Source organism: Oscillatoria salina IIICB1 (assembly GCF_020144665.1).
GTDB lineage: Bacteria > Cyanobacteriota > Cyanobacteriia > Cyanobacteriales > SIO1D9 > IIICB1.
Window position 1 is genome coordinate 38,856 of sequence record NZ_JAAHBQ010000038.1, and the last position, 19,024, is coordinate 57,879.

Annotated in this window: 10 protein-coding genes and 1 pseudogene; 4 read left to right on the forward strand and 7 right to left on the reverse strand. The window is 41.8% G+C overall.

Going from position 1 to position 19,024, the window contains the following annotated elements:
- Positions 1-68 precede the first annotated feature (68 nt).
- Together G3T18_RS12865 and G3T18_RS25895 are read left to right on the forward strand one after the other, a co-directional pair.
- Positions 69-1,898, forward strand: coding sequence for an ABC transporter substrate-binding protein (locus G3T18_RS12865; protein ID WP_224410964.1), 1,830 nt, complete (start codon positions 69-71; stop codon positions 1,896-1,898).
- 66 nt (positions 1,899-1,964) lie between these two features.
- The gene (locus G3T18_RS25895; RefSeq protein WP_224410965.1) at positions 1,965-2,162 is read left to right on the forward strand and encodes a Cfr10I/Bse634I family restriction endonuclease; all 198 of its coding nucleotides are present in this window, start codon (positions 1,965-1,967) and stop codon (positions 2,160-2,162) included.
- 934 nt (positions 2,163-3,096) lie between these two features.
- Here G3T18_RS25895 and G3T18_RS12875 read toward each other — a convergent pair.
- The 3 genes and pseudogenes from G3T18_RS12875 to G3T18_RS12885 form a co-directional block, all read right to left on the reverse strand.
- Positions 3,097-3,870 carry a DUF3386 family protein gene (locus G3T18_RS12875; protein ID WP_224410966.1) on the reverse strand — a complete coding sequence of 258 codons (774 nt, stop codon included), beginning with the start codon at positions 3,868-3,870 and terminating at the stop codon, positions 3,097-3,099.
- Positions 3,871-4,139: 269 nt separating this feature from the next.
- Positions 4,140-4,817, reverse strand: a pseudogene (gene hcp / locus G3T18_RS12880) (hydroxylamine reductase); the annotation flags it as partial.
- A gap of 115 nt (positions 4,818-4,932) precedes the next feature.
- Positions 4,933-5,646 carry a 5'-methylthioadenosine/S-adenosylhomocysteine nucleosidase family protein gene (locus G3T18_RS12885; RefSeq protein WP_224410967.1) on the reverse strand — a complete coding sequence of 238 codons (714 nt, stop codon included), beginning with the start codon at positions 5,644-5,646 and terminating at the stop codon, positions 4,933-4,935.
- Positions 5,647-5,664: 18 nt separating this feature from the next.
- On the opposite strand from G3T18_RS12885, the gene G3T18_RS12890 reads away from it, so the two are divergent.
- Together G3T18_RS12890 and G3T18_RS12895 are read left to right on the forward strand one after the other, a co-directional pair.
- Complete coding sequence (locus G3T18_RS12890) at positions 5,665-6,009, forward strand: hypothetical protein (RefSeq protein WP_224410968.1); 345 nt, start codon at positions 5,665-5,667, stop codon at positions 6,007-6,009.
- Positions 6,010-6,185: 176 nt separating this feature from the next.
- Entirely contained in the window at positions 6,186-8,918 is a 2,733-nt protein-coding gene (locus G3T18_RS12895; RefSeq protein ID WP_224410969.1) for an efflux RND transporter permease subunit, read from the forward strand.
- 95 nt (positions 8,919-9,013) lie between these two features.
- On the opposite strand, the gene G3T18_RS12900 is transcribed toward G3T18_RS12895, so the two are convergent.
- The 4 genes from G3T18_RS12900 to G3T18_RS12915 all read right to left on the reverse strand — a co-directional run bounded on the left by G3T18_RS12900 (position 9,014) and on the right by G3T18_RS12915 (position 19,002).
- On the reverse strand, positions 9,014-10,321 hold the full coding sequence (locus G3T18_RS12900) for a KamA family radical SAM protein (protein ID WP_224410970.1): 1,308 nt from the start codon (positions 10,319-10,321) through the stop codon (positions 9,014-9,016).
- A 281-nt stretch (positions 10,322-10,602) separates the two neighbouring features.
- The gene (locus tag G3T18_RS12905; RefSeq protein WP_224410971.1) at positions 10,603-13,020 is read right to left on the reverse strand and encodes a penicillin acylase family protein; all 2,418 of its coding nucleotides are present in this window, start codon (positions 13,018-13,020) and stop codon (positions 10,603-10,605) included.
- Positions 13,021-13,077: 57 nt separating this feature from the next.
- Positions 13,078-14,679 carry an NAD(P)/FAD-dependent oxidoreductase gene (locus G3T18_RS12910; RefSeq protein WP_224410972.1) on the reverse strand — a complete coding sequence of 534 codons (1,602 nt, stop codon included), beginning with the start codon at positions 14,677-14,679 and terminating at the stop codon, positions 13,078-13,080.
- A 210-nt stretch (positions 14,680-14,889) separates the two neighbouring features.
- Positions 14,890-19,002 carry a non-ribosomal peptide synthetase gene (locus G3T18_RS12915; protein ID WP_224410973.1) on the reverse strand — a complete coding sequence of 1,371 codons (4,113 nt, stop codon included), beginning with the start codon at positions 19,000-19,002 and terminating at the stop codon, positions 14,890-14,892.
- Positions 19,003-19,024: the final 22 nt, after the last annotated feature.

Below are 19,024 nucleotides of genomic sequence, written 5' to 3' on the forward strand. Positions count from 1 at the left end.
GGTCAATCCCCACAATAGGCGCAGTAATTTGTAGCATGAGAAAAGTGAACCGAATAAAATCCCGAACCATGATCGAGATATTTGCAAATTTTTGGCGATCGCTACGCCGACATTGTGGCACGCGGTTACATCAACTAATCGCCCTAGGGCTACTCAGCTTCTTCCTAGTCACAGGCTGTAGCCTCCAAGAATTTAGAACCGAAGCCGCACAAGTCTCGCAATTAGTATTCGTTAGCCCCAGCGATCCTGCCACCTTTAACGCACCCTTAAACACCTCCGCTTACAGCATCTTTGGCTTTATCAACGAAGGCTTAATCACCCAAAACGGACTTACTGCCGAATTAGAACCCGGATTAGCCGAATCTTGGGAAATTTCCGACGACAATCTCAGCATTACTTTTACCCTACGGGAAAACTTAAAATGGTCCGATGGCGAACCTTTAACTGCTGATGATATCGTCTTTTCCTACAACGATGTTTACCTCAACGAAAAAGTCCCAACGGGAATTAAAGACATTCTGCGTATTGGTAGCGAAGGTAAATTTCCTACAGTGAAAAAAATCGACGACAGGCAAGTACAATTTACCGTCCCCGAACCTTTTGCACCTTTTTTAAGATACGCAGGCGGAATCTCAATTTTACCTAAACACGCCCTAGAAGAAGCAGTGCAAACCACTGAAAAAGACGGAGATTTAAAGTTTCTTTCCACTTGGGGAACCGACACAGATCCAACTAAAATTGTCGGTGCAGGACCTTACAGAATGATTGAATATGTTCCCTCCCAGCGCGTAGTTTTTGAGCGTAATCCCTACTACTGGCGCCAAGATGAACAAGGAAATCAACAACCATATATCGAGCGAATTGTTTTACAAATTATCGAATCTGACGACAACCAATTAATCGCTTTTCGCTCAGGAGAATTAGATAGTTTAGACGTTAAAGCCGAGCAATTTCGCTTGCTAAAGCGAGAAGAAGATCGAGGCAAATATAGCATTTACAACGGCGGACCAGAATCAACAACCAGATTTATCAGTTTCAACCTAAATAAAGCTCTAGATGCTAATGGAGAACCATTTGTAGACCCAATTAAATCTCAATGGTTCAATACATTAGCTTTTCGCCAAGCAGTAGCTTATGCGATCGATCGCCAGCGCATGATTGACTACATTTATCGCGGTTTAGGAACCTTTCAAAATTCGCCAGTTAACCTGAAAAGTCCTTTTTATCTTTCCGAAGCAGAAGGATTAAAGGTTTATAACTATAATCCTGAAAAGGCAAAAGAATTACTGGTGAATGCTGGCTTTAAGTATGACTATCGAGACGAGTTATACGATGCCGAAGGTAATCGAGTTAGATTGACTTTGTTAGTTAAATCTGAGGAAAAATCACGAGTAGATACAGCAGTTCAAATTCAACAAGACTTGAAAAAAATTGGCATCCGCGCTGACTTGCAAGTTGTTAATTTTAACACCGTCATTCAAAGGCTTCAAAGTCGCAATTGGGAAGCTTATGTTGGTGCATTTGGTGGCGGCGGTGTCGAACCTCATAGCGGTTATAATATCTGGTATAGTCGCGGTTCTCTCCATCAATTTAATCAAGCCCCACAACCAGGAGAACAAGGAATTACAGGCTGGGAAGCATCCGATTGGGAGTTAGAAATCGATCGTTTATTCCAGGAAGGTGTGCGCGAATTAGACGAAAGCAAGCGCAAAGAAATTTATGGAGAATTTCAGCAAATTGTCGCCGAACAACTGCCATTCTTTTATTTAGTTAATGCACTTTCTTTTGAAGCAGTGCGCGATCGCATTCAAAATGTGAAATACTCATCACTAGGAGGAGCTTTCTGGAACCTCTACGAACAAAAAGTAGATGATTCGGTGAGACAATTGAACCGATAAAGCTTAAAATATTCTTAGGAGTGCAAAGTTTTGTACTCCTACTCACTAGCAAAGATAAAATAAAAAATGGTTAGCCATGATTTTTGGTTTACTGAAACTAAAAAGGGTAAAATTAAAATTAATAGGATTACTATTTATCAAGATTTGTCCTCAGAAATAGTAAATAAGCTAGAGCAAAATTTATCTGTTAGTGAAATTATTGCTTGGTTGAGAAGTATCTCCAGAGAAAATTTTAGGAATGCTACTCTTACAAATTTTTTCTGAAAGTATTTCCCTGAGATAGTTTTACTCAGTTGTTTGGGTGATGGTTTCTTATTTATACGTCCCCGATCGCGTTTGGTAATTGTATGAAGGTTTAACTATTCTTCCCTCAGAAAGCGAATTAATTTGGATAAGTTATTTACTATTTCTAAAGATTGTCGTTTGGATTGGCAATTACTGTCTAGAGTTAGCACAATTTATCGTTTGTTATGTTGGGAAATTTTTGACAACAACTAATAGATTTTTACAAAATATCTTAAATAGTAAACTTTATTAGATCTTAGTATCTATTTTCAGGCAATCAAATCTTACCGATATTACTTGTAAATTTATATAAAATGCCTCTAGCAAGTTATCAACTCTCTCTTTCATTTTTGGTGGTTTGTCGCGATTTTTTCGGATAGTAATTGTTGGCGATTATACTTGATTTGGGGGACTAAAGTCCCCAAGCTAATTTAATGGTTGTTATTTGGGGTGGTTTGTCGCGATTTTTTCGGATAGTAATTGTTGGCGATTATACTTGATTTGGGGGACTAAAGTCCCCACTACAAGCTAATTTAATGGTTGTTATTTTTGGTGGTTTGGCGCGATTTTTTCGGATAGTAATTGTTGAATATTAGGCTTGATTTGGGGGACTAAAGTCCCCAAGCTAATTTGATGGTTGTTATTTGGGGTGGTTTGTCGCGATTTTTTCGGATAGTAATTGTTGAATATTAGGCTTGATTTGGGGACTAAAGTCCCCAAGCTAATTTGATGGTTGTTATTTGGGGCGGTTTGTCGCGATTTTTTCGGATAGTAATTGTTGAATATTAGACTTGATTTGGGGACTAAAGTCCCCAAGCTAATTTAATGGTTGTTATTTGGGGCGGTTTGTCGCGATTTTTTCGGATAGTAATTGTTGGCGATTATACTTGATTGGGGGACTAAAGTCCCCAAGCTAATTTAATGGTTGAATGTCATTAATTCTAATTGAGGTATCGGCTGTTGGTTTTGCTTCCGGGTTGTCTTTTTCGGCGTAGCGAATTGTACGATTAGTTAAGAGGTAATAACGACCTATTTTTTCGTGAAAATCGCGCACATCTTCTCTTTCTAATATTTCTCCGGTGTTAGCATCGCGGAAAATTGTTTGAAAATGAGTAACTAAATAACCTTCGGGATTTTTAGCTGTACCAAGGGTATCTACGGTGACAGCAATGTCGCCAAGTTTGCGATTAACTTGGGTAATAATATTATCTTTTACTTGATAATAGGAATTCATTTTGTCTCCTATTTCGACAATTGTAGCTGCTCCGGATGGTTCGGTTTCTGCTAGTTGGAAGGTATCATTTTCGTGGGCTTTTGCGAAGGGAATCCGGCGGCGATGAATTATTTCCATGCGGATTTGATTGGTAATTAATTCGCGTAAATTTTCGTTATCGATATTGATTACTTCTACTTCTAAATCTGGCGAAATGCGAACAATTCCTTGGTCTAATATTCCCTCGTGATTAATAGATACTTCCCCAGAAAATCCCGGAAATTTTTTATCCCAAGTGTAGCGATTTTCGTAGGCTGTGCGAAACAATTCTTCCGCAGATGCGGCATAAGCTATACTAGGTTTGGCGATGATGAAACTAGCGATCGCGAAAATTAAACTAATACTGAAACACAGCCACTGCTTGATTTTTATTTTACCAGTTTTGTGTAGTTTTCTTGTTTGATTTAATGGCATAATTGTCTATTGCGCTTAAAATTACTTAGATTAATTATATTTCTAAATCGCGATCGCCTACAACTAGACGATAAGTGATTTGAGTTTATCTATCTTTAGGTAGTTGTTTGGGCTAGACGATCTGTTAAGGGAAATCTTGATGATTACACATAATTGAAAAACATGGAAATCAAGACGTAGCAATGCTACGTCTCTACATAGAGCTATATTTTAGCTTTTTAAATTGAAGAAAAACTAGTGACTGGTAACTGTAAATGCGGCTAAGTAAATTAAGCAAGACAAGCTGCTAAATCTTCATCGGGGGTAGTAATTGCTTGCAGGTGATATTGTTCTGAGAGTAACTTAAAGACATTGGGTGAAATAAAAGCTGGTAAAGTGGGACCCAAACGGATATTTTGAATTCCTAGATAGAGAAGTGTTAGCAAAATTGCGACTGCTTTTTGTTCGTACCAAGAGAGAATCATCGAGAGGGGTAATTGATTGACATCAACATCAAAAGCATTAGCTAAAGCGAGGGCAATTTGAATAGCAGAATAAGCATCATTACATTGTCCCACATCCATTAAGCGAGGTATACCGCCAATGTCTCCTAACTGCTTATCAAAAAAGCGGAATTTGCCACAAGCAAGAGTTAAAACTACGCAATCTTTGGGTACTTTTTCGACAAAATCGCTGTAATAATTGCGTACAGATTTCGCACCATCGCAACCACCAACGAGGAAGAAATGACGAATATTACCTTGTTTAACTGCATTAATCACTTCATCAGCTACACTGAGAACAGCATTACGCGCAAATCCTGTCATGACAGTGCGACAGTCGCCAGTTTCAGTAAATCCAGGCATTGCTAAAGCTAGGTCAACGATCGCGCTAAAATCATCGTTATCGAGATGGGTTAATCCCGGATAATCCACAGGACCGAGAGTAAAGACGCGATCGCTGTATGATTTATTTACTAGATCGAGAAGGTTTAAAAATTTTAGCCACAGGTAAATAAATGCAAGCTACACATCATCAACTTGTAGAGACTGAAAACCAATAATAATCGCGAACAACACAGGTTTAACAGCATGAATTTAACTCAATTTGATTAACCGCCACTTGCTGTAAAATTTTTAAACCTCGGAGGGAACCGCGAATTAAACGGGCTGCGGCTAAAGGTTGTCGGAGAAAGCTTGTTGCTAAAGGAAAAGCGCGTAATTTACCTGACTCAGTAATCGCTGAAGTCAGGTTAGGTAAATCATAAAGCGTATCATCGCTAACTACTCGAATAATTGCAGTTGCTACTTGTTTACTTTTCCAAGCTGATAAAACGGCAAATCCTTCCATATCAACCACATCAGCTTGATAGAGGTTTCCCAAACGTAGTTTTTCCTTCGCAGTACAAATCGGGATTTCCGTACTCAATCCAGTTACCAGCGCAGCGCGAGATGCCAAAGATCGGTAAACTTGGTTAGAGAGAACGCGATCGCACAAAATTTCTTCACCGTTGCTTGCTTGAATACAGCTTTTATAAACGACAACATCGCCAACTCGATAGCGAGACGATAAACTCCCACACAAACCCATCAGTAAGACTTTCTGCGGTGGTTGCTGCCATTTTTTTAACTCTCTACTGACAGCCTGAAAACCAATAGGAATCGGTAACACCACAGGTTTGCTAGAGTTAATTTGGCTTAGTCCGCGACTGACAGCCTGCCATTCTGCTCCTTGAGGAACTAAAATCGCATCTAGGGCTAAAGGCAAACTCTGTTCGTCGTTAAAATTCAAACTCATACCCGCAAAGGATACCACATGAAAACCACAACTCTTAAATTACTCGCGATCGCCACTTGTTTACCGATCTTATCGGCTGCGAGTTTACCCGTAGCTAATGCACAAACACCACAACAAAATACTCGCAACCGCTATCCCCAAGAATTAGTCAATAATTACACCAGAACTTGTTTAGCCAATTCTGTTGACTCTGGCTTAACCGAACGACAGGCACAAATTTTATGTAATTGTACCCTAAGAGAGTTCCAAAACCGTTATACTCTCGAACAGTTTAGCGAGATCATGCAGCAAGCGCGTGGTGGTGCAATTCCGCAAGCAGTCACAGAAATTGGTTTATCTTGTGCGGAAGAGTTGATTAACTAGGTTTTTGGGGACTGGGTTCAGTGAACAGTGAACAGTTAGCAGTGAACAGTTAGCAGTGAACAGTTTATCTTCCAATTCTCCCCAATTTCCCAGTCCTCAGTCCCTACTGATAATTGATAACTGATAACTGATAACTGAAAACTGAAAACTCCCTAATCCCCAATCCCCAATCCCCTATGTTACGCGATCGCTTAAATATCTCCCGGTTAGCAATTAAATATTCTTGGTTGACTATCTGCTTTTGGCTGGCTATAACTATGGCTGGGCTTTTGGCTTTTAGTTCGCTGAAGTATGCTTTATTTCCAGATATTACTTTTCCGGTAGTTGTGGTAAATGCGACTGCGGATTTTTCGACGGCTGGGGAAACTGAGAATCAGCTTACTATCCCGATTGAAAAACAACTTCAGTCTTTGTCAAGGTTAGACGATATTCGCTCGTCAACTTATCCCGGTAGAGCAGTTGTTAATGTATCTTTTACAGTGGGGACGAATATCGAGTCGTCGGTTAAGCAAGTAAAAACGGCTTTAGAAAACGTAGAGTTACCAGCCACAGCCAGTTTTGAAGTAATTCCGGTTAACTTGAACCAATCAGCCGCAGTTAGTTATGCGATCGCGTCTACTAGTTTTGATTTGAATCAGTTAACGGAAATTACCGAAACCGCCATTATTCCTGAAATTACTAATTTACCTGGTGTCTTACGAATCGATTTGTTGGGAAATGGTACCCACTCGGAAACTACGGAATTGGAATCTCCAGCTACTTTGGTTCGTTTTAATGGCGAAAATGCTCTAGCTTTCCAAGTGATTAAAGAAAGTGAAGCTAATACTTTGGAAGTAGTGAATCGAGTTGAAGAGATAGTCGCCAATTTACAAGCAGAATTACCAGAAGTAGAATTAACTTTAGCCGCTACCCAAGCAGATTATATTCGCGAAGCAACTCAAGCAACGATTGATGCTTTAATTTTAGCAATAGTTCTCGCTGTTGTAGTGATTTTCGTCTTTTTGCGAAATTGGCAAGCGACGCTAATTACAGCTTTAGCAATACCTGTTTCTTTGCTAGGAACTTTTATTGTCATGGCGATCGCCGGATTTAATCTCGAAACAATTACACTGTTGGCATTAGCCTTAGTAATTGGGATTATCGTCGATGACGCGATCGTTGATGTGGAAAATATTATGCGTCACATTGAAGCGGGAGAAACGCCAAAACAAGCAGCAATTTCTGCTACTAAGGAAATTGGTTTAACTGTTTCTGCTTCGACACTAACAATTGTCGCCGTATTTCTCCCGGTAGCTTTGATGGGGGGAACAATCGGACAATTTTTTAAGCCTTTTGGTTTAACAGTTTCCGCCGCAGTTTTGTTTTCTTTATCAGTTGCGCGAACTTTATCCCCCGTATTAGCAGTTTACTGGCTGAAAGGGACTGGCGATCGGGAATTGGGGACTGGGAATCGGGAATCAAAAGACAAGTTTAATTATTTTGAACGAAATTATCAGAACTTACTACAATGGTCGCTGAATCATCGTCAAATTGTCGTGGCGATCGCGGTTTGCAGTTTGATCGCGGGAGTAGCTTTAATTCCTTTAATTCCCAAAGGATTTATCCCGAAACTCGATCGCGGTGAATTCAATATTGTTTATACCACTGCTTTACCTCAATTATCAGGAGGTGCGAATGAAAATGTTAGTAAAGAGGAAGAAAATATCAATCTTCAATCTAACTCAGTTGTCAACGAAGAAACCGAATTTACAAATCAAGACACAGGAGATTCATTATTTGGTGAAGGTGCATTTGACTGGTTAGTAGATATCGCCAAATCGCCAACCAAAGTCTTATTAACTCGCACCCGAAAAGTAGGCGAACAACTCGAAGAAATAGTCCTAAACTTAGCAGAAGTAGAATCAGTTTATACAGTTGTCGGTGTTCGTGGCGAACCGAATCGAGGTAGATTGTATGTAAAATTAAAACGCGATCGCACTAACTCAACTACCGAAATTCAAGCCCAACTTCGCACCAGTTTACCTCAACTCAAAAACGTTACTACCAGCATTGAAGATATCCAATTTATCGAACTTGAAAGTACCAAACCTTTACAAGTAGCTTTTCTGGGAAATAATCACCAACAATTGCAAGAAATCGCCCAAGAAGTTAAAACCAAACTGGAAGAAATCCCCGGATTTGCAGATATAACCGCTTCGGGCGAAGATGATAACCAAGGAATCGAACGGCTGAATAACCAACCAGTTGCTTACTTAACAGCAAACCTCAACGAAAACCTAGCATTAGGAAAAGCCACAGATGAGGTAGTAGCGAGATCCAAACCAATTTTACCTGCTAATGTCATTTTAGACCTCAAAGGCGACTCGGGTCTCAGCAATCATGTCCTGAAAAACTTTACAGGTACAATAACTTTAGCAGTAATTTGTATGCTTGGTTTACTGCTATTACTCTTCGGCAGATTACTAGAACCAATTGTCGTTGCTTTATCACTTCCCCTCTCAATTGTTGGTGCAATGTTAGCACTTTTGCTAACTCAAAGCGACTTTGGCATGATTTCTTTAATTGGCTTAATTTTTCTCATCGGTTTACTTGACAAAAACGCACTTTTACTGATGGATTATGCCAATCAATTAAGACAACAAGGCTTAAATCGTACCGAAGCAATTCTCAAAACTGGAACCGTACGTTTGCGACCAATTTTAATGACTACCGCCTCAACAATTTTAGGAATGCTTCCCCTAGCAGTAGGCATAGGTGCAGGAGCAGAATTACGTCAGCCAATGGCGGTAGCAATTATTGGTGGTTTAGTTACTTCTACCTTACTGAGTTTAATTGTTGTTCCAGTCCTGTATACTTTGCTTGAAGACTTAGGGAAATTTAGAACCACAGATAAAAATCACCTTGGCTAAATTTCAACCCATGTTGCGCGCGTCAATATGAAGTACAAAGATTACCAAAAGTTAGATAGGATTAATGACGTAAATTTTGAAGTTTACATCATCTCTCAAAACAAGGAAGCATCGCGGTAGGATTTGTTTGTTTCCTGAAAGTTCCGTTGACGTAAAAGCTTTGCTGATAGTGTCTGATAATTTTTTTCTTCCTCTATGCTGTCTAAGTCCCGATAAAAAAACTTTTTCTCCTCAAAAGCTGGCATTAACTCTGTTAACCAGGTTGACTTATGGTCATATTTAGCAAAAAAGGGTCGCTTACACCAATCACTATTACGAGCCTGCAAAAACGAAAGCACAAATACCTTTTGATTATAAATCTCAGCTATACCGTCAATAACTACTTTTCCAGGCAAAGCCGACATCACCGGTCCTCGAACAGTTCTGCTAAGTCCAGACACTTTCTGAAGAGCCCCCTGAAATATTTCCCAAGCCAGAACTAGTGGAATCTCAAAATATGTTTTCGCTCCTGTTTGTCGCTCCACAAACATATAGTAGGGAATACAGCCTAGGCGAACTTGTGTTTTCCACATTCTGATCCAAACTTCTTTCGCATCATTAATATGACGTACTAAAGGACTTTGAGTTCGGATTTGCGCCCCTGTACCACGAATACGCCGTATAGCCTCTTGTGCGATCGGAGTTTCGAGTTCCCGCCAGTGGCTATAATGACCCATAACAGCCAAATGTTTTCCCGCCTTGACTACCTTCTCAAATAGAAGCAGAACTTCATCGGCATCCGGGTCTGTAACAAATCGATAAGGCCAGTAACCTAGCGATTTAGTGCCAATACGAATCGTCTGAATATGCTCAAATCCCGGACCGAGTAATGGCTCAATATATAGAGCAAGCTGCCAAGCCTTCATCGTCATCGGATCGCCACCAGTAAGGAGAATATCTGCGATCTCTTGATGTTGCTGTATATATTCTTGGAAGCGACCTGACTCACGAGTAGCAAACTTCCAGTCATCCACACCAACAAACTGTGGCCAGCGAAAACAGAAAGTGCAGTAGGCATGACAGGTTTGAGCAGCCGTAGGGAAAATCAAAACAGTTTCCGCGTACTTATGTTGCAAGCCTGCTACAGGTTTTGAGTCAAGCATCGGGACATTATACTCTTTCTGTCCCGATGGGTGAGGATTGAGACGACGACGAATTTCGTTAGCAGTTTCTCGGATTGCTTCTTTCGGCGCACCCTGCTCAAGCAGTTTAACCATTTGGTTAAAGTCTTCAGGATACAGCATATCCTGATGTGGGAAGGTTAAGCGAAAAATAGGATCGTCAGGAACAGCGTCCCAATCAATCAGTTCCTCTACCACATAGTTATTAGTTCTGAAGGGAAGAACTTGAGCAACTGTTTTCATTGCCCTTATTTCGGTCTCTGAAAACATCGATTTAATTTGGGGTAAATGATCGATGTTTCTCTCGTTATAAAAGCAAATTTTTTTCGTAAGACTATGTTTATTCATAATTGGTTAGTTGTTTTCTCTGTCTTGCGTTCATTTTCGGGTCTTAAAGAAAGCGTGAAAGTCAGGAGTTATCATCCGCTATACACAACTGCCATGCAAAATTGCAAAGATAGCGCTAAGGATTTTTGTGAATATTTAGACTCCAGGTTGTTCCCTCGTTTCCGAGACTTAGGAAATCAAGAATATGGTTTAGTTGGGAGCAAGTCTAACCGTAAAGAATTAGACAAGTTGGTAAGATCTAAAGTTTGCTCCAGGTAATTTCCCTGAAGCCAAGTTTGAACGCGATCGCGATAATAGGGACTCAAAGGATGACCTGCTTGACCTGGACTCAAAATTGCCCAGCTACGATCGGGGGTAGACAAGTCAGCAACAAATCGCCAAGTAGCAGCAATGATGACGGGGAAGTCCGGTTTAGTTCGATCGCTTGATTGTTTGTTGATGCTAGAAGAGCCACCACCGATAGCGAAGGAACTAGTATTGAACAAAAGATCTAAAGGTTTCACAACCCCTAAAGGATGAGTAAAAGTAACAGTATGCAACTCTCCCCATTTCCAATCAGCGATCGCTGAACCGAGTCGCTTTTGCAGATGTTCTAACGTAGTATCAAAACTACGCTCAGCCACTCCAGTCAGACCATCAGCAGGAAATATGGAGGCAACTTGTCCGCGACTGGCTTGAAGAATAAGGCGATCTGTAATCCCCTCAGCAGTAAGAAACATTCTCTCCCACAGGTTCGTACCAATAACCGGAACTAATAGCTCCTTCTGAAACTCCCGATACCAGGTTTGCCAAATTGCAGTAGCTGCACTGTCAGCGCGAGCCACAAAGTCCCAATTGGACAGAATCTCGATCGCCTGCTGCTGAACAGGCGTGGCTGCTGATTCCAAAGACGACAGCAAAATGGGGAGCAAATTCGCAGCCTGTAAGTCTGTAAAGTCATTTTGGAGAGCCTGCATATCTTCGACACGCCAATTTTCCGCAGTCTCTAGTTGCGAGACAATGCGCTGCTGTCGGTAGGGAGGAGCCCAGACAGAAGTAATGAAGTACGGATACCCATCATCTATAACCTTGTTATTTGCAGTAGCAATAAACCCAGCTTGGGGATTAACTACTTCTGGAAGCTCATCAAAGGGAATGAAACCCTCCCATTCGTACTCATCAGTCCATCCTGGCACGGGTAGCGTGCCATTTCCTTGACGACGAATGGGAATTTCACCATTCCCCCGGTAAGCGATCGTGCCGTCAACGCTAGCAAAAACAAAGTTCTGGGCGGGAGCTTGGAACAGGCGCAGGCTAGAGCGAAACTCTTGCCAATTGCGGGCATAGTTCCAGCCGAGTATGGCAGGAATCTCAGTGGTTGGCTTATGCCCAGTCCACTTTAGCGCTAGCATGACATCCAGTGGTTCCTTAACCTCTGTAGACAGGGGAGTAATAATCGGACCATGCCGCGTCACCAGGACTTCATGAAGGATAGGCTCTGACCTGCCTTTGACGTAGATCGGCTCTACCAAAACCTGCGCGGGTTCATAACTACCTTGATAGAGAAATTCCTTCGGGTTGTCGGGATTGGGTCTTTCAATGTACAAATCCTGAACATCTGGCTCGAGGTTGGTTAAGCCCCAAGCAATCTCCTGGTTGCGTCCCACAACAATCCCAGGCATACCTGCAAATGTGACTCCCATCACATTCAATTCTTCACCTGGCAAAACTAAATGGCTTTGATACCAAATCGCTGGAGTCTGGATGTAAAGATGAGGATCGTTCGCTAGCAAAGGTAAGCCAGTGGCAGTGTGCTCCCCAGCCAACACCCAATTATTGCTACCCAAATTGAGATTAGGTAGTGGAGCAGTAGCCAGCAGCTCTTCTAATGGAGGATGATATTGGCTGACATAGCGCATGATTGTCGGGGCATCTGCTGGATATTCTGCCAGTAGTTCTGAGGCTTGCTCAGCCCCAATGCGTTGAGTTACCTGGTAGCGCCAAACTTCATCTGACCAGTTGGTTCCTAAGTTGTACGCCATGAGCTTAGGAATGCAGATCGAGTCGATAATCGACCAAGGCTCTGGCTCATATCTCAACAGCGTGAATTCTGGGGGCAGTCGTAGTTCGCGCTTAGCTTGCTCGATCCAGGCATTTACCCCTTCAGTGTAAGCTTCCAAGATCTCCACAATATCCTGGGGATAAGCAGCTAATGATTCTTCTGATGCCCGCCGTAACATCAAGTCGCGGAAGAAGCGATCGGTTTCAATGGTTTCAGAACCAAAAATTTCGCTCAACTGACCTGATGCCGCTCTACGGCTGAGATCCATCTGAAAGAGGCGATCTGTGGCTGTGATGTATCCTTGAGCAAAATAGAGATCGTGGCGGTTGTCGGCAACGATGTGGGGAACTCCCGAAGTGTCACGGTAGACTGTCACCGGAGCTTGAATGCCAGCGACGGTTAGAGTTCCTGAAACTGGGGGCAGAGAGCGACGCAAGTACAAGTAACCGCACCCAATTATTCCCGCCGTTAGCACAAACACCATTAGCAGTCCGTAGATTAGCAGCCGTCTGAGTAGACGACTCCAAGAAGATGTCTTTATTAGTTTGAACATAATACCGTTTCACTTCAGGAGATGATCTAAAAGTTAATTAAGGGAAAAATTTTCGCCTTACCTTTTTGCCACTTCTTTTAACAATTGATATGTCTTCATTGGTTTGAAACCTTCATAGTATTGTTTGACTTCAGGAGAGGATTTAAAATTTAACCAATGTACGAATTCCAGCATTGCCCACCATCGGGTTTGGAAAGACCGTTTAGATAAAGAAAACTTGAGACCTTCAGGTAATAGATTAACTTGCTCCAAAAGGTTTTCTAGATTTTTTTGGGCGGCTTCTGGAGATAAAGTTCCTTTTTCTACTTGTTCTATTTCCTTAACCGCCTGTTTCAGGAAATAATTTACCTCTTTTATGTTGCCAAATTGATCGATTTTCAAGAAAGCTTCTCGATCTCCTTCTTTAAACTTTAGACGAGCAATCGCTAACTCAAAGAAACTGACGAATTCGGGAATTTGCCAAACTCCGTGCCAAGTTTTCCAAAGTTCAAAATCCTTAAAAGATATCAAAGCTCCGTAAACTAATTCATCGTTAAGATCGAGCAGGCGAGAATAAATTTCATTTAATTCTTCAAAGCGACTTTCAGAGAAATCGTTGTCTTTTACAGCTTCCAATATCAATTGGGCTACGTGTTTAACGCAATCGCAAGTTGAAGCGAGTCCTCTAGAGAATAAAGGATCGACAAAGCCGTAGGAATGATGAAGTAGACAATACCTGTCTCCAACGCATTTTTTAGAGGAATACTGTAGCCTATCTGTTGAAATCCATTCTCTCACCGATTTAGCATTTTTGAATTGCTCGTAAATACTTGGATATTGAGATATGAATTCAAAAAATTCTTGCTCTGGTGGAATATCTGTTTTGGGAAACCGTCGAGAATCTAACTGCAAACCGACACTACAAAGAGGATTTGTCGAGTTTTTATGGTTGTTAAACGGTATTACCCACATCCACCCTCCATCAAATAGATGATGGAGTGTTCCTTCATGAAAATTACCGGGCATCCCATGTACTTTTTGAGAATGAACGCAGGCTTCAAACTGTGACACGTCTAGCATATGCGTAAACAAAGTACGTGTATGAGTTTTCAGATGCGTTGGTTTTTCTCGCAAGTCAAATTTTTTAGCCAGTACGGAAGAGTATCCGCTTGCATCTACAACATACAGACCTGAAAATTTTTCTCCTTTTTCACTAGCGATGAAAACATCCTTGCCATTTGAATCAAACTCAATATCTGAGATTTGGCAATTTTGTTTGACGACAGCGCCATAATGGATAGCAAGATGTAGCAGATAGCTATCCAAGTCTTGACGGAAAAAATGAAGTTCTGCGCCATCTAAGTTAGCTTGTGTTATCTGATCTTTTTGCTGTTCCTGCCCTAAATGATGGTAGGCAAAGGAAACATTCTTTTTAACACCACAACTGCGTTCGAGTTTTTGCCCAATAACACCAGGATGTAATTCAGGTATATCAAATAGATCTGAAATTCCAGCTATAGCCTGAGTGGTGTAAGGAATGGTCGATTCACCGATAGTAAATTTCGGGTGAGAGCCTTTATCAATAATCAGAACTTTGACTTTATTTTTGGCTAAAATAGTACCCAATATCGTACCAGCCATGCCAGAGCCTAAGATGATAACTTGGTATTTTTCCTGCATATTTGTCTACCTCAAACAATATTTTTCAACTAACAATTGTTGAGCATGAAGTTCCATTTGATTCTGTGTATCCTTTTCTTGCCATAGTTAGCTCCACTTCATGCCATTTTTCATTTTTCTGGATAACACAGTTCTCTTTTTTTCTACCTCTTGCTAAAGCTAAAAAGATTTTGTAGTGCCTTCCGGAGCGGAGCCTACACTTTTTCATATTCAAGATTTTTGTTGATTAGTAAATACCTCATCAAGACAGATTTTTAACTGTTGTCCTAGTTCTTGAATATGCGGTTCGGCGAACATTGAAAAATGATTGCCTGGAACTTCAATAACCTTGATTGGTTGTTCGGAATATTTACTCCAACCTAAAAATGGATCGTCGCTATACAACTCTGCACTTTGGAAATCGTGAGGAATTTCTTCTCGAGCGCGGAACAGAGTAATTTCATTGGTATAAACCTGCAAAACATAATCTCGCATGGCTTGAACATGAGCTTTGAAAAGCTGGTAATAACGAAAATGTTGCTGAATTTCTGTGTTGCTGACGATGTTCGCTTTCTTCATCAAAAGATTGAATTGTTCCTCTGGTGTTAGATGGGAAATTTCGTTATAGGAAACTGACAAATCGATGCCGAACAAATATTTAAGTGCTTCAGCAGAACGAATTATAAATTTAGCATCATCATCTTTTGTCGGCTGAGGTTTAGTTTCTGGAATTATAGCATCAAATACTGCAAGCAAAGCTATTTTTTCTCCCTGCCGTTGCAGTTGTTGTGCCATCTCAAAAGCAATCAAACCACCGTAACACCAACCTGCCAAAAGATACGGACCTTTGGGTTGTACCGCCCGAATTTCTTCAATGTAATGAGTTGCTGTTTCCTCTACAGAAATAATCTCAGGTTCCTGTTGGATAGGACTCTGTTCTAAGGCATAAAATGGTTGTTCTGCATCGAGTTTACTGGCTAAGTTTGGGTAGGTGATGATATTTCCTCCGGCTGGATGTACGCAGAATAAAGGAATCCTTGAACCGGAAGACCGAATTGGCACTAAAGGAGAATCCGAATTTGAACCAATTTGTTGCTGGAGAACCTTAGCTAGGTTTTCAATTGTTGCGCCTTGAAAAAGAATAGAAAGAGGAAGTTTCTGCCCAAACCGCTCGTTAATTTGAGCTATTAAACGTGCAGCTAAAAGAGAGTGACCTCCCAATTCAAAGAAATCGTCCGTGACTCCAATTGAGCTGATATTCAGAAGATTTTCCCAAATCTGTACCAGAGCAAATTCCCAAGTATCCCGAGGAGGAACGAAGGATTCAGTAGAGTTAGCTCGGATAAGATCTTTAGTTGGAAGCGATCGCTTGTCTACTTTTCCACTTGGTGTGAGGGGGAAGGCATCCAAGACGGCGAAGGCAGAAGGCACCATATAGTCCGGCAGATTCTTGCGTAGGTAGCTGCGCAGTTTTGGCACTATATTGTCTGCATCTGTAACCACATAAGCGATGAGACGCCGCTCTCCGCGATCGTCTTCACGAGCAATGACAGCAGTCTCTTTAACATCAGGATGTTTAGCGATCGCTGCTTCAATTTCACCCAGTTCGATCCGGAAGCCGCGAATTTTTACGCGATCGTCGCCGCGACCTAAATATTCCAAATTACCGTCGTTCCGATAACGCACTAAGTCGCCAGTTTTGTAAAGCTTAGTTCCTGGTAAAAAGGGGTTATCGAGAAAATGTTTCTGGTTTAATTCTGGTCTATGCAAATAACTCCTCGCTAAGGGAACACCGCCAATGTATAATTCCCCAAATACTCCGATCGGAGTTGGTTGTTGATGACGATCCAAGACATAAACTTGCGTATTATCTATCGGACGACCGATGAAAACGCTGTTAGCTTTTTCCGGTAAGCAACTGGTGTCGTAGCAAATCACATTGGCAGAGACTTCAGATAAACCGTAAAAGTTGAGCAGTTTTGCTGACGGCATTAATTGACGGAAAGTTTGTGTTAAGTCGAGAGCAAGCGGTTCTCCACTGGTAATCCAAATTTTCAGCTTCGATAACTTCTTGGTTAGATCGCGGTAAGTATCTAACATTACCCCCAACAATGAGGGGACAAGCATGATTCGCGTAACCTGGTGGCGAGCAAGGGTTTCGATGAAAAGTCGGGTGTCTTTAACAATGGCATCGGGAATAATTACGGCTTGAAGTCCCTGAAGTAAGGGACCAAAAATCTCCCAGATTGAGTCTCCAAAACTAATAGCGGTTTTATGACAACAAATTTCCACTCCTTGGGGAGGGTAAGTTTTCCACATCCAGTTTAAGCCATTGACCGTACCTCGATGGGTGCCGAGAACGCCTTTGGGAGTTCCAGTTGAGCCAGAGGTATAGAGTACATAAGCAAGATTATCGGCACTGGATTTACTGACAGGGTTTTCCTGGCATTCTCGAGCGATTGAATCTTGGCAAGTATCCAGGCAAACAGTTTTAGCTGTGCTTTCCCCTTCGAGAGATTCTGAGAGTTTTTCTAATATTTCCTGTTTAGTTAATAGCACCGATGCTTGGGAATCAGAAAGCATGAAAGCAAGGCGACTGCTTGGATAGTTGGGGTCGAGGGGAATGTATGCACCGCCAGCTTTGAAAATCGCCAGCACCCCGACGACCATTTCCACCGAGCGTTCTAGGCAAATAGCGACTAGGGTTTCGGTTGTGACTCCTAACTTTTGCAAGTAATGGGCGAGCTGATTTGCTTTCTGGTTGAGCTGGCGATAGGTAATCTGTTCCGCTCCATCAATTAAAGCTAAGGCATCAGGGGATTTTTCGACTTGCTGCTCGAATAATTGATGGAGAGAGGCATTCTCTGGATAATCTTGGTGAGTATCATTCCACTCCACTAATAGTTGCTCTCGCTCTTTAGCTGTCAATATTGGTAATTCAGAGATGTGCTGATTGGGGTCGGCAACAATGCTCGACAAGAGAGTTTGGAAATTACCACTCCAGCGAGCAATCGTTGCTGAATCAAACAGATCGGTGTTGTACTCCCAAAAGCCCGTTAATCCTTGCTCGGATTCAGCGATCGACACGGAAAGATCGAGCATGGCTGTGCCGCTATCGATCTCCAAAGTCCGTAAGGTTAAACCAGCAACCTCTCGAACTGGTATGGGGGCATTTTGTAGCACAAACATCACCTGAAATAGAGGATTAAAGCGATCGTCTCGTTTAGGTTGTAATTCCTCTACCAATTTCTCGAAAGGTAAATCCTGATTTGCATAAGAGTCAAGAGTTACCTCTCGTACCCGACTTAGAAGAGTGCGAAAACTCGGATTGCCACTGAGATCGGTACGCATCACCAAAGTATTGACAAAAAAGCCCAGTATCCCTTCGAGTTCGGGTCGATTGCGGTTAGCAATGGGAGAACCGATCGGGATGTCTTCTTGCTCTGTATAGCGATAAAGCAATGTATTAAAGGCTGCTAGCAAAATCATGTATAAAGATACTTCTTCTTGCTGGCTTAATTTATTAAGTGCCTCTGTCAAAGTTTTGGGGAACCTAAAGTATTGCTTTGCACCATTAAAAGTGGCAACAGCAGGTCGCGGACGATCCGCAGGCAACCGCAATACGGGTAGTTCGCCCCCTAATTGTTGCTTCCAGTAATTTAGTTGGGTTTCGATCTGTTCCCCTGGCAAATTTTCCTGTTGCCAAACAGCAAAGTCTGGGTAATGAATGGGAAGTTCGGGTAGGGGTGAAGGTTGACCTGTGGAGAAAGCAGCATATAGCGTTGCTAATTCCTTTAGGAATACACCTATAGACCATCCATCCGAAACAATGTGGTGCATAGTCAACAGGAAAATATGCTCTTTTTCACTGATGCGCAGTAAAGTTGCTCGTACCAGGGGTCCTTGAGTTAAGTCGAAAGGTTTTTTAGCTTCGGAAGTTGCTAGTAAGTGAACTTCTCTTTCCCAGTCTTGACCCGATAAATGTTCGAGGTTGACTTTCGCTAACTCCCAAGATAATTCAGGCGCGATCGCTTGCATTGGCTGCCCATCTACGATCGCAAAAGTCGTGCGCCAACCTTCGTGACGTCTCAGAATTTCGTTAAGACTTTGCTGGAGAGCTGTCACATTGAGCGTCCCCTTTAAATGAAGGGCACAGGGAATATTATAGAAGGGACTCCCGTTGTAAAGCTGGTCGATGAACCACAGCCTCTGTTGGGAAGAAGACAAGGGAACAAAGTCGGAGTCTGGACGTTTGGGAATTGTCTGAGCTTTAAATTTACCTCCCTTCCATTTTTCCAGAAGGGCTTTTTTGGCTGGGGATAAATTAGAGGATTTTTTGTTCATGTTTCTTTGATAATTGCTAGTT

Coding starts and splice junctions, on each gene's coding strand:
- G3T18_RS12915 (WP_224410973.1), bottom strand. CDS start 19,002: ATGAACAAAAAATCCTCTAATTTATCCCCAGCCAAAAAAGCCCTTCTG.
- G3T18_RS12910 (WP_224410972.1), bottom strand. CDS start 14,679: ATGCAGGAAAAATACCAAGTTATCATCTTAGGCTCTGGCATGGCTGGT.
- G3T18_RS25895 (WP_224410965.1), top strand. CDS start 1,965: ATGGTTAGCCATGATTTTTGGTTTACTGAAACTAAAAAGGGTAAAATT.
- G3T18_RS12905 (WP_224410971.1), bottom strand. CDS start 13,020: ATGTTCAAACTAATAAAGACATCTTCTTGGAGTCGTCTACTCAGACGG.
- G3T18_RS12895 (WP_224410969.1), top strand. CDS start 6,186: ATGTTACGCGATCGCTTAAATATCTCCCGGTTAGCAATTAAATATTCT.
- G3T18_RS12865 (WP_224410964.1), top strand. CDS start 69: ATGATCGAGATATTTGCAAATTTTTGGCGATCGCTACGCCGACATTGT.
- G3T18_RS12885 (WP_224410967.1), bottom strand. CDS start 5,646: ATGAGTTTGAATTTTAACGACGAACAGAGTTTGCCTTTAGCCCTAGAT.
- G3T18_RS12890 (WP_224410968.1), top strand. CDS start 5,665: ATGAAAACCACAACTCTTAAATTACTCGCGATCGCCACTTGTTTACCG.
- G3T18_RS12900 (WP_224410970.1), bottom strand. CDS start 10,321: ATGAAAACAGTTGCTCAAGTTCTTCCCTTCAGAACTAATAACTATGTG.
- G3T18_RS12875 (WP_224410966.1), bottom strand. CDS start 3,870: ATGCCATTAAATCAAACAAGAAAACTACACAAAACTGGTAAAATAAAA.